This is a genomic window from Humibacter albus DSM 18994, assembly GCF_000421825.1.
Taxonomy (GTDB): domain Bacteria; phylum Actinomycetota; class Actinomycetes; order Actinomycetales; family Microbacteriaceae; genus Humibacter; species Humibacter albus.
This window is the reverse complement of sequence record NZ_ATXT01000018.1, coordinates 172,951-185,113: the sequence shown is the minus strand read 5'-3', so window position 1 is coordinate 185,113 and position 12,163 is coordinate 172,951. Positions and strand designations below refer to the sequence as shown.

General features: G+C 67.6%; 6 protein-coding genes. 5 read left to right on the top strand and 1 reads right to left on the bottom strand.

Annotation, left to right across the window (positions count from 1 at the left end; genetic code table 11):
• Positions 1-134: 134 nt before the first annotated feature.
• Positions 135-1,460 carry an HNH endonuclease signature motif containing protein gene (locus tag H623_RS0115385; protein WP_211218013.1) on the bottom strand — a complete coding sequence of 442 codons (1,326 nt, stop codon included), beginning with the start codon at positions 1,458-1,460 and terminating at the stop codon, positions 135-137.
• 199 nt (positions 1,461-1,659) lie between these two features.
• Between H623_RS0115385 and H623_RS0115380 the strand changes: the two genes are divergently transcribed.
• The 5 genes from H623_RS0115380 (at position 1,660) to H623_RS20400 (ending at position 12,071) form a co-directional block, all read left to right on the top strand.
• Positions 1,660-2,151 (top strand): HIT family protein, encoded by a 492-nt coding sequence (locus H623_RS0115380; RefSeq protein ID WP_022901817.1) that lies wholly within the window; start codon positions 1,660-1,662, stop codon positions 2,149-2,151.
• A 293-nt stretch (positions 2,152-2,444) separates the two neighbouring features.
• The gene (locus H623_RS21240; RefSeq protein ID WP_022901815.1) at positions 2,445-3,860 is read left to right on the top strand and encodes an FHA domain-containing protein; all 1,416 of its coding nucleotides are present in this window, start codon (positions 2,445-2,447) and stop codon (positions 3,858-3,860) included.
• A gap of 67 nt (positions 3,861-3,927) precedes the next feature.
• Complete coding sequence (locus H623_RS0115365; protein ID WP_022901814.1) at positions 3,928-4,752, top strand: PP2C family protein-serine/threonine phosphatase; 825 nt, start codon at positions 3,928-3,930, stop codon at positions 4,750-4,752.
• 108 nt (positions 4,753-4,860) lie between these two features.
• On the top strand, positions 4,861-6,261 hold the full coding sequence (locus H623_RS0115360; RefSeq protein WP_157561002.1) for a serine/threonine-protein kinase: 1,401 nt from the start codon (positions 4,861-4,863) through the stop codon (positions 6,259-6,261).
• 29 nt (positions 6,262-6,290) lie between these two features.
• Positions 6,291-12,071 (top strand): Ig-like domain-containing protein, encoded by a 5,781-nt coding sequence (locus H623_RS20400; protein WP_245559009.1) that lies wholly within the window; start codon positions 6,291-6,293, stop codon positions 12,069-12,071.
• Positions 12,072-12,163 lie beyond the last annotated feature (92 nt).

The following is a 12,163-nucleotide window of genomic DNA, read 5'->3' as shown; positions in this document are numbered from 1 at the left end:
TGCGGGCAGGCGGTGCAGCCAGGTGGCGCAGACAGGCCATGCGGGCAGGCGGTGCAGCCAGGTGGCGCAGACAGGCCATGCGGGCAGGCGGTGCAGCCAGGTGGCGCAGACAGGCTATGCCGGTTTCTGGTCCGTCAGAAGGGTGGTGGGTCGGTGTCGTAGCCGGTGGGTGTGCGGATACGGATGCCGCCGTCGGGTTTGGGGTCGAGGCGGATACGGGTGACTGACTTGAGTCGGTGGAGTCGCGGTTTCAGGGGGAGGAGGTTGTCAACATCTGTCGTGCCGCCGTTGTGCCATTCGGTGACGTGGTCGATCTCCCCGCCAGTGGTCACGCCTGGCGCGAGGTAGGGGTCGGCGTTGTCGTCGAGTCCGTAGCGGAGGGTGAGCCAGTGCTTCTGGTCGGCGGTGGGCCGGTATCGAGTGGTGTCGAGTTTCAGATTCGCGGGTCGGATCGGGTCCGCCATCGCTTTGCGAAACGCTGGCGCGTCGCGCAACGCCAGTCCAGCGGCCTTCGGCGGGATCGGTCCGTAGCCGAGCAGTTCGGCCATGCGGCCTTTGTCATCGATCAGGATCGTAGGGTGCACGGTCGCGGCGGTCGGAGTGCCGTCTCCGGTCAGCCAGGACATCAGCAGGTCGGTTTTCAGCTGGTCGCGGGTACGCTTTTCGCCCTGCTGGTGTTTCAGATGCTCCGCGGTGCCCGTCAGCCGAGCGTTGGCGCGCACCACCTCGACCAGGGGAGCGAACACGTGCAACCACGCCATGCCGTCCTCGGCCGGTTCGACGACGACACGCCGCAGCCTCGCCGCTTCTTCATGCCTCTCCTGCAGGGTCTCGCTGCACAGCCGTTCCCGCAACCGGCGCGCGCGGGCGCGGAACCGTCCAGCGGGCACACCGACGGCGATGTTGGCGAGTTTCTCGTCATAGACCCCGGTCGCCTCCGCGCTCGGCAGCCCGACGATGTTGTCGACCGCGGCGCGCACGTGCGCTTGGCTGATTCGGCCCGACATGAACAAGCCCCGCAGCCGCGGCAGGGACGTGTTCAACGTGTCGGCCTGGCAGGCGAGATCACGCACCAGGTTCTCGCTGAACGTGAGTCGTTGCGCGAGATCGAACGCGACCGACCGCACCGCGAAATCCACATCGTTCGCGCCAGGGATGCGTTCGGCGGCGGCGGAGGAGACGTAGATCAGTGGATTCTCCCGCGCGAGACGGAACGCGTCACCGATCGCGAACATCTGCCGCGCCGCCTGCATGTTCACCACCGTCTGGGTCGCCACCGCATCATCCAAAGCCCAGCCCAGAAGCCGGCCAGCCGACACCCGCATGGGCGCTGTCAGCGGCAACTCCGGATCGAACCAATCCGGTCCCTCGCATTCTTCTCCCCAGACGCCGTCATCCGTCCAGAGATCGTCATCCGTTCGCACACCCGCGGAAGCGTCGACTGTGCGACTGCCGGCCACCGCGTCGTCCTCGCGAATATCGAACATACTTTCGATTATATCCGTCACCGACGATCGACGGAAGTCTTAAGGTGAGATCTGTGGAGAGTTCTGACCACAGGTCGAGCTCAAGCGACCGTTGACGCCTCGGGTTCGGGAACCGTCGCGCCCTCGGGCTCGAGTACCGCCAACGCCAGGAACTCCAGTACCGTCGAAGACCATGGACTGGCGCGACGACCGAATCGGGTCTGCGGCACGTGGAGAGAACCCCACGGTTCTGGCTGAGTTGACCAGCGGATATGCCGTCATCGGAGACGTGCAGTTTCTGCCCGGGTATTGCGTGCTGCTCGGCAAGGACCCGAACGCGACGGCGCTCGCGGAACTGCCGCGCGCGGAGCGCGTCCAGTTCCTTGCTGACGTCGATCTTCTCGCGACCGCCGTCGAGCGAGCCTGCAAGAACATGGATCCGTCATTCCGTCGGGTCAACATCGACATTCTCGGGAACGCGGATTCCTTCGTGCACGCACACGTGTGGCCCCGTTACGAATGGGAATCGGCCGAGCTGATCTGGCGACCCGTATGGCTCTACGACCTCGCGAACTGGAGCGACCCGGGCTCCAGGCTCGGTCGACAGCATGACGACCTCCGTGCCGGCATCACCCGCGAGCTTCGCTCTCTGGCCGCAGCTGACGACATCCGCATCACCGAGTGAGCCGCACCGCATCCGCTCACGGTCGACGAACCATTCAGATGAGACGAATCGTCACCCTCTGACGAATCGTCACCTCCGACGCATCATCAGCCTGCGACGAATCGTCGCGTCCGACGCATCATCAGCGTGTGGCGAATCGTCCACATTTCCCGACCGCTGAACGCGCTCGGCACCCGACGCTGCACGTTCGCCGCCATCGGCGCCATTACACTCATGGTGCGCACGAACCAAGGGCGCTGTGCCGATCGACTGGTGCTGCCGTCGACGATCAGAACGACGACAGGGGGCCGCCGGTGGAGAAGCCCGGTGACATTCGCTGGTTCGCCTACGCGGCGCCGTCGCGCCCGCCGGAGGACGACTGGCTCACCGTCGTCGGCCGATCGTTCGTCGCGGTCATCGAATCGCGGGATGCGGCATCCGGCACCGACGACTCGGGTCTGGGCACCGATGTGCTGCGCCAGCTCTCCGCCCTGGCAGCGAGGGGGGAATGCCCGCTCGAAGATGTCGTCTCGGCCATACCGCTCGGCGCCGACGGTGCCGACTCGTTCGCCGTCGTGCACGTGGACGCGGCACAGAGCGACCGTCCCGGCGGGTGGCAGGTCACGGCTGTCACGCGCGGTCGCGCCGTCGTCGACGTGTACTCGGTGGGCGGGTCTCGCCGATTCTCCTCGTCGGGCGTGCAGCCGTGGCTCATCGCCACATTCCGCGACACCATCGCCGTCGAGCTCGGCGGACCCGCGCGGCGATTCGACGCCGTGGCGAATCGTGTTCCCGGTGCGGTCGAGGTGTCGTCAGGGATGACGCGCGCGGGTTCGGTGCTCTGGTCCGGCACCGACATGGGGACCGGTTCACGCCGTACGGCAACCGATGGTGCGGCAGTCGCCTACCTGCGGCCCGCCGCAGCATTGGACGAAGCGACGGTGTTGCGGGGTCGTCCCCCTTCGAACACTGCGACGGATGTCCCGCACGACGAGACGATCCGGATCGTCCGCGGCCGGGCATCCGATGCCCCGCGCCCTGTCGTCGACGACGAGACGGTGCGGATCGTGCGCGATCCGCCCAGAAACAGTGGGCTGGATGGCCCCGCCGACACCGACCAGACCATCGACGACGAGACGGTACGGCGCGTCGAACGCAGGGAGATCGACGAGCGCACCGCGTTGCGGCCGCGTGCCCCCCTGGACAACGGGGTGCCGACCGAGCCCCTGGCCGTCATTCCAGGTGGCATCCGGATGCCCCCGCCTCCACCCGCGCCAGCCGCGGCGGTGCCTGCCCCGCCCGCACCGCCGTCGCCTCCGCAGGAAACACCGGCCGATCGATTCGAATCGTCCGCCGAACCGACGAACGTCCCCGCCCTGGGTGCCTCGGCGACGGTGGTCGTCGCGGTGCGCGGCGGCGAGGCGCGGCAGTTGCACACGCCGATCGTGTTCGGCCGTCGACCGTCGCGAAGCTCGCGGGGAGGGGTGGAGCCGCAACTGGTGACGGTGCCCTCTCCCGATCACGTGGTGTCGGCATCCCACCTGCGCGTGGAACGCATCGGAAGCACCGTCGTGATCACCGATCTGCGCTCACGCAACGGCACGACGGTGGTACTGCCCGGCCGCCCGCCGCGGCGGCTGCGGCCCGGCGAATCGATCGTCGTCGTCGGCACCGCGTCGGTCGACATCGGCGACGGGACTATCATCGACATCATCCCCGAAGCACGGTGAACGCCCGCGCAACGAGGCGAGGACTGGGGAATCCTCGGCATGCAGCCACACCCGAAAGGATGCCCGCGTGACCCAGATCGGGCGTAGCAGCAGGCGGCATCATGTTGTCGTGCCCGGCACGAGCGGCGCTCGCATCACCCTGTCGTGGGCGGCGCTGAGCGACAAGGGCTACCGCCGAGCGGCCAACGAGGACAGCCTCATCGCCAAGTCGCCGGTGTTCGCGGTGGCCGACGGCATGGGCGGTCATAGTGCCGGCGACATCGCCAGCAACGCTGTCGTGACGCGCCTCGCGGAGCAGGTGTCGAGCCCCTTCGTCGATGAGGACGGCATCGACTCCGCACTCCGGGCCGCCGTGGCGGACATGGACAAGGATGCCGGCCGCACCGATCTCGGCACAGGCACGACGGTCACCGGATTCGGTCTCACGATGGCCTCGGGCGAGCCGAGCTGGCTCGTGTTCAACATCGGCGACTCCCGCGTGTACGAGCTCGAGGACGACGAGCTGCGCCAACTCACCGTCGATCACTCCATCGTGCAGGAGCTCCTCGACGCCGGGGCGATCACGCCGTCCGAGGCGGAGGTGCATCCCCACGCGAACGTCATCACGAGGGCGGTGGGTTTCAACGAGGACCCGGTGCCGGACTTCAGCCTGGTGCCCGTGGTGGCCGGAACCCGGCTTCTGGCGTGCTCCGACGGTCTCACCAAAGAGCTCACAGAACACGGCATCCGGCACTATCTCACGGTCGGCTCGAGCCCGCTCGACGCGGCAGGGCAGCTGATGGATGCGGCCCTCGGCAACGGTGGGCGCGACAACGTGACGGTCGTCGTGGTCGACGTGCTCGAGACGCCGGAATCGCCGTTGCCGCCGAAGCGCGGAGCGCGTCGCCGCTGAGGGTGAGCTTTCGCGCGGGCCCCTCAGGCCTGGCGCCCTGCGGCCGCTTACAATGGTGCACGTTTCCCGCTCGCCGGGACGAGGATGACCGAGCCGATGGGAGGCGCGATGGCCAAGCGGTTGCCCTCGGCGCCGCCGAACCTCCCCGGGTTCTCGTACGTGCGCGCACTGGGATCGGGAGGCTTCGCCGACGTCTTCCTGTACGAGCAGAACATGCCCAGACGCCAGGTCGCCGTGAAGGTGCTTCTCTCCGAGGTCGTGACACCCGAGATCCGCGCGATGTTCCAGGCCGAGGCCAACCTGATGGCTCAGCTGAGCTCGCATCCCGCCGTGCTCACCGTGTATCAGGCGAGCGTGGCATCCGACGGTCGGCCCTATCTCGTGATGGAGCTGTGTGCGCCGACGCTGAACCAGCGCTACCGCGCCGACCCGCTGAGCGTCGCCGAGGCGCTGTCGATCGGCGTCAAGATCGCCGGCGCGCTGGAGACCGCGCACCGCGCCGGCGTTCTGCACCGTGACGTGAAGCCGTCGAACATCCTGACGACGGTCTACGGGCATCCGGTGCTCTCCGACTTCGGCATCGCCGCCACGGTCGGCGACGTGCAGGCCACGGGGTCGGTCGGGATGTCGATTCCGTGGTCTGCGCCCGAAGTCCTCACCGATGACACCACGGGAACGGTGGCCAGTGAGGTGTGGGCGCTCGGTGCCACCGTGTACTCGCTGATCGCGGGGCGCTCGCCGTTCGAAGTGCCGGGAACCGACAACTCGTCGGCTCAGCTCATGTCGCGCATCCAGCGCGCCAAGCCGGAGCAGATCGGTCGCGACGACGTGCCCGCCCGGTTGGAGGCGGTTCTCAGCCGCGCGATGTCGAAGAAGCCGGAGGCGCGGCAGGCCAGCGCGCTGGAGTTCGCCCGCGACCTGCAATCCGTCGAGACGGAACTCGGCTTCACCGCCACTCCAGCGGACATCGCGGTGGACGGATGGGTTGCCGCGCCGGAGGTCGACGACGACGATCGAACCAGGATCAAAGGCGTCGTCACGGTGTCGTCCGCACAGCAGCGCCGTCGTCGACGCAGGGCCGAGACCGGGAGCGATCGCACCGCGGTGCGCGAGACGGGGGAGCCGCAGACTGCGGTCCCGGCGCCGAGAAACCTCCGCGCGGCGGGCTGGCTGATCGCCGCGTGCGTCGTGCTCGGCGCGGCGTTCATCGTCACACTGTCCGTTGTGCTCACGCATGTGGCGCAGCCCTCGGCCATTCCCCTCGTGCGCAATGTGGAAGGGCGCGTCATCGGCGATTCGGTCGAGTTCAGCTGGCACGATCCCGGGCTGTCGACCGGCGATCAGTACCAGGTGAGCGTCGATGGCGGCGAGCCGAGCCTGCAACGGGGCACAACGTTCACGATCGACCATCCGGATCGCCGAGTGTGTCTCACGGTCACCGTGAACCGCTCAGGACATACGGGTGAGTCGAGCACGCCCACGTGCGTGGATCCGGTGGGCGCATCATGATCCGTGCCTGGGTGGCACGGCACCGGTCCGTGACGGCGACGGCAGTGGCCGGGTTGCTCGTCGTCGCCTTGATCGCCACCATTGCGATCGTCTCCGGCGGATTCGTGCAGCAGCGCATGGTGCTCGGCGACGCCGCGGTGTGGGTCACCAACTCGTCGAAGCAGATGCTCGGCCGTGCCAACACGCAGGTCAACGCACTCAATTCGGCGGTCTCAGCGACGGATGAGACGGTCGACGTGGTGCAGAACGGCAAGTCCGTGCTTCTCATCGACCGCAGCAGCAACACGGTCTCCAAGGTGAACCCCGCCACTGTCACCACCGGCAAGGCGGTCGCGCTTCCACCCCGGGATGCCGAGGTCGGCATCGCCGGTTCGCGTGCCGCCATCGAGTCCACCGCGACCGGCCGCATCTGGCTCGTGCCGCTGTCTCAGCTCGGCGCCTTCACAGCCGCGTCGGCGCCCACCGTCGATCTCGGCGGCCGCATCATCACTTCCCTCGCCCCGGACGGCACCCTGTTCGCGTACTCGGGGCAGAGCGGCACCGTCTATCGCATCGACGCGAGCCACGCGGAGTCCGTCGCGCAAAGCTGGAATGTCGGCGCCCTGGGCAAGCGCCGCGGAGTCACGGGCGTTCAGCTCACCTCCGTGAACGGGCGCTGGGCGCTGTACCGGGCATCCACTCGCACTCTGCGTACCGAGGACGGCACCCGCACCCTGCCGCAGGTCATGGGCGGGGACGCCGTCGTGCAGCAGCCGTCGTCGACGGACGGCGACCTGGCGATCGCCTCGGGTTCCGGACTCTATCTCGTCTCGACCGGTGGCGACGTGCACCGGGTCCGCGCCGGTTCGTTCGGCGCCGCCGCCGCTCCCGTTCAGGTGAGCGGATGCCTGTATGCGGCCTGGAACACCGGCGAGACGTGGCGCTCGTGCACGGGTGGCACCGCCGGGAGGTCGGGACGGCTCGACCAGGTGCGCCCCGGCGCGGCACTGAGCTTTCGGATCAACGACGGCACGGTGGTGCTCAACGACACCGTGCACGGCACGGCGTGGTCGGTGCAGCGCGGCAACGGCGTGATCGACAACTGGTCGGACTTCACCCGCACCGACGACGATCAGCAGCAGACCGAGGAGAACACCGAAGACAAGCCGCCGACCTACGAGAAGGCACAGGTGCCGCCGGTCGCCGTCGACGACGCGTTCGGCGCGCGCCCCGGTGTCACGAGTCCGCTGCCCGTGCTGCTCAACGACTACGACGCGAACGGCGACGCGCTCGTCATCGACTCCGTGACGCCGGTTCCGCAGGCGACCGCCCGCATCCAGCGCACCTCCGACGACCAGAAACTGCTGATCACCCTGCCGAGCGACGCGCACGGCGAGATCGGCTTCGACTACACGATCAGCGACGGGCGGGGCGGGCAGGCGAACGCCCACGTCACCGTCACCGTGCGCGAGCCGTCGGAGAACTCACCGCCGGTCCAGGTGCGCACCACGAAGGCCACCGTCGCGTCCGGAGGTCGGGTCACCACCCAGGTGCTCGGCGACTGGTACGACCCCGACGGTGATCCGTTCTATCTGACGTCGGCGACGACGGGCTCGCCGGACTCCGCGAGTTCGACGCCCGAGGGTCAGGTCGTGTACACCGACGCCGGCAAAGGCGGGAGCCTCAAGAACGTGAGCCTGACGGTGTCGGATGGGAAGGCATCCGCCACCGGAGCACTTGCCGTGACGGTGCGTCCACCGACGGAGGTGCCGATCATCACGGAACCCTTCGTGGCGACTGCGATCGCCGGAGATGAGGTGACGATCGCTCCGCTGGCCCACGTGCGAGGCGGGGTGGCGACGATCCGCCTCACGGCGGTGCCCGAGAAGCCTGACGTGACCCTCAGCCCGAACTACGACGACGGCACCATCGCGTTCGAGTCCGATTCACCGGGAAGCCACTACATCGATTACACCGTGACCGACGGCACCAGCACCGCGACCGGCGAGGTGCGCGTCGTCGTCAGCGCGCCGCAGGATGCCGGTGACGCGCCGGTGACGGTGCCGCACACCGCGTTCATCGAGCAGCAGACCTCGAAGGAGGTCGACGTGCTCGCCACCGACTACGACCCGGCAGGCGGCGTGCTCCTGATCACGGCGGCCGAGTCGCCGAACCAGTCCCAGGGCGTGCGGGTGGAGGTGCTCGAGCAGCGCATCCTGCGCGTGACGCTGACCAAGCCGCTGACTCAGCCGGTGACCTTCGGGTACACGGTGAGCAACGGCACGGCCGAGGCGACCGGCAGCGTGCGCGTGGTCGAGATCCCGAGGCCGGCGGTACGACAACCGCCGGTGGCGAACCCGGACACGGTCACGGTGCGCGTGGGCGACGCGGTGAACATCCCCGTGCTCGCCAACGACACGCAGGCCGACGGCGACGAGCTCACGCTGGACACGAAGCTGCCGACGCCGCTGCCGAAGGACGACGGGCTGCTGTTCGCGTCAGGAAATGAGTTGCGGTATCTCGCCCCTGACAAGCCGGGCAACTACTCGGCCGTGTACCGCGTGAACGACGCCGACGGCCAGTGGGCGACCGCTCAGGTGACGATCGCCGTGCGGGAACTGGATGCCGACTCGAACCGGGCACCGATACCCAAGACCACGACGGCGCGCGTTCTCGCGGGCAACACCGTGCGCATTCCGATCACGTTGAACGGGATCGACCCGGACGGCGACTCGGTGAAGCTCGTCGGGCAGTCCACGAATCCGCAGAAGGGCGCGGTGACCGCGGTCGGCTCGGACTGGATCCAGTACCAGGCGGGGGAGTACGCCGCGGGCACCGACACGTTCGAGTACACGGTGGTCGATGCGCTCGGCGCGCACGCCGACGGAACCGTGCGGGTCGGCATCGCTCCGCAGGGCGGCGGCGCGCGCAATCCGGTCGCGGTCGAAGACCAGGTGACCGTGCGCCCGGGACGCACCGTCTCGGTGCAGGTGCTCCAGAACGACTCGGACCCCGACGGCAGCCCCCTGCACATCACCTCGGTCAAGCGCACCTCGACCGGCATCGCGAAAGCGAAGATCTCGGGCAAGCTCGTGCGTGTCGTCGCACCCAAGACCGAAGGGCGCTACGGCTTCATCTACTCGATCCAGAACGACAGCGGCGGCACCAGCTCCAACTTCCTGACCGTCGTCGTGCGCAAGGATGCCCCGCTGTCGCGGCCCGTCGTGCAAGACACGGTCGTGAGCCTGGCCGACATCCTGGGCCACAGCAAGGTCACGGTGAACCCGCTGAAGAACGTGTTCTTCGCCGACGGGCCGGTCTCGAGTCTGAAGCTGTCGATAGTGCCCGGCTACGGGGACACCGCGAAGGTGACCGAGAGCGATCGGGTGCAGGTGAGCATCCAGTCGAAGTCGCAGATCATTCCGTTCAAGGTCGCACACCCCGACGACGCTTCCGTCGTCTCGTACGGTTTCATCTGGGTTCCCGGGTACGACGACGCGCTTCCGCAGCTCAAACCGGGCGCGGACAAGCTCACCGTGCCGAGCGAGAAGACCCTGGTCATCGACTTGAACGACTACGTGGTCACGGCCGGCGGCAAGCAGGTGAGGCTGACGGATGCCTCGCACGTGCACGCCACGCACGCCAACGGCGACACGCTGGTGCGCAACGATCACACCCTCGTGTACACGAGCGCTGCGCGGTACTACGGGCCGGCATCCATCTCGTTCGAGGTCACCGATGGATCGTCGGCCGATGACCCGAACGGGCACGTCGCTACCCTCGTGCTGCCCATCACGGTGACGGCGCGCGACAACCAACCGCCCACGTTCACGGGAGCGCAGGTCGACTTCGAGCCGGGGCAGCAGAAGACGCTCGACCTGCTCAAGCTCACGAGGTATCCATATGCGAAGGACCAGGCCGAGCTGCAGTACCGCATTCTCGACCCGAAGCCGCAGGGCGTTTCCGCGTCGCTGCACGGGCAGCAGCTGACCGTTCAGGTCTCCGACAAGACGCCGAAGGGATCGCAGCTGAGCATCATCGTGGGCGTGAAGGACTCGGTGAACACCGGCAAATCGGGTCGCATCGACATCACCGTCGTGCCATCGACAAGACCGCTCGCGGTGCCGCAGCCCGACAGAGTGATCGCCCGGCGCGGCGAGTCGCGCACGGTGGACGTGCTGGCGAACGATGCCGCGACGAACCCGTTCCCCGGTACGCCGCTGAGAGTGGTCGCGGTGCGCGGTGTCTCGGATGCCGCCCTGCCGCGGGGCGTGCAGGTCACGCCGAGTGCCGACAAGTCCCGGCTCACCGTCAGTGTGGCATCCGACGCCAGGCCCGCCGACACGACGGTGCAGTACGAGGTCGCCGACGCGACGGGCGACTCGGGGCGCTACACCTGGGGAACGGTGACCATCTCGGTGCAGGACAAGCCCGATCCGGTGTCGAACGTGCGCATCACCTCCATCGGGGACCGGCGGATCACGGTCGCCTGGGATCCGGGCGCCGACAACAACTCGGCGATCACCGGCTACGTCGTCTCCCTGATCGGCTCGGATGGCTCGATCGTCGGCAGCTTCGACTGCGCAGCCACGACCTGCTCCGTCGCCACCCCGGGCAACGGCCCGCAGAACGCGGTGACGGTGCGCGTGCAGGCGCGCAACGCGATCGATCTCTCGAACGCCACGGCCTACCCGGACGAGGTGTGGTCGAACGTGGTACCCGGAGCGCCGACCGACCTGCGAGTGACGGCGGGAGACGAGGCCGTGCACGTGTCGTGGAGCGCGCCCGATCCGGTCAACGGTGCGAGCGCCGTGACGCAGTACCGGGTCACTCTCTCGGCGGGCGGGAGCGCTGTGCGGGCAACGAACACGCCCGGCACGTCGATGGATTTCACAGGGCTGACGAACGGTCAGCAAGTGTCGGTTACGGTCGCGGCAATGAACTCCTTTTATGGGGCACAGCCCGCTTGGAACTCAGCGGGGCCGGTGACCGCTCTGCCGGCCGGAGCCCCGATCTGGACTGGCACACCGATTGTCACGCCAAAGAATGATGCGAGCGGTACTGTCACGGTCAGTTGGAGCTCCAATGTGGTGAGCGCCAACGGCTCAGCAATCAAGGCCTTTGCGGTTTCGTGTAGCGCTGAAACGGTAGGGCCGACCGCTTCGTCAGCGGATTGCACACTTCCTCAAGGTCAGCAGTCTTGGATTACGGTCACCGCACGCAATGCAGTGGGAAGCACTACTTCCGACCGAGTGTCAGCCATTCCGCCGGCGCCGCCGCAGACTCCGAGTTCTAGCTCTGTCCGCGTCAGCGTCGCCGACCCTGACGCGGGGCAGTCTGGTCATTTTGTGCCCGAGTTCGATGGCGTTGTGCCGGCGCCGCAATCCGGCGGTGGCGGAACTGTCTCCTATCACGTCAGCCTTGACGGAGGAGGGACTTATCAGACGCTGAGCCCGGGAAGTCTGATATCTGTCAACGCGAATCAATACGGCATCAACCTGTCCGTCTCCGTGCAAGTGGTCGCGACCTACTCGAATGGTGCAATTTTGATGAGCGGATGGTCATCGCCAGTATCTGCCGGCATGGCCGTTGATGCGACGCTTTCGGGATATTCGCCCGCGACAGAAGCGAACGGCGGCAAGTTCAGCTGGACAGGTGCGCCAACGTCACCTCCGTACTCGTCCGTGGATATCGAATGCAGCGGAACGCCCGCGTCTGGCGGCTCTTGTACCTCGACAGCAACCAACCCAACGCTCACAGTCCAGGTCGTTGCAAACGCCGATATCGCTCATCCCTTCGGGCGCACCTACACCATGGAGTACAGACCGTGACGCCCGCCGACGAGTACGAACATCGTGACCCGTTCTTTGCGGCCGATGCGGGCATCCCCGAACCGAGGCAGCTCAGTGACGACCGCCGCCAT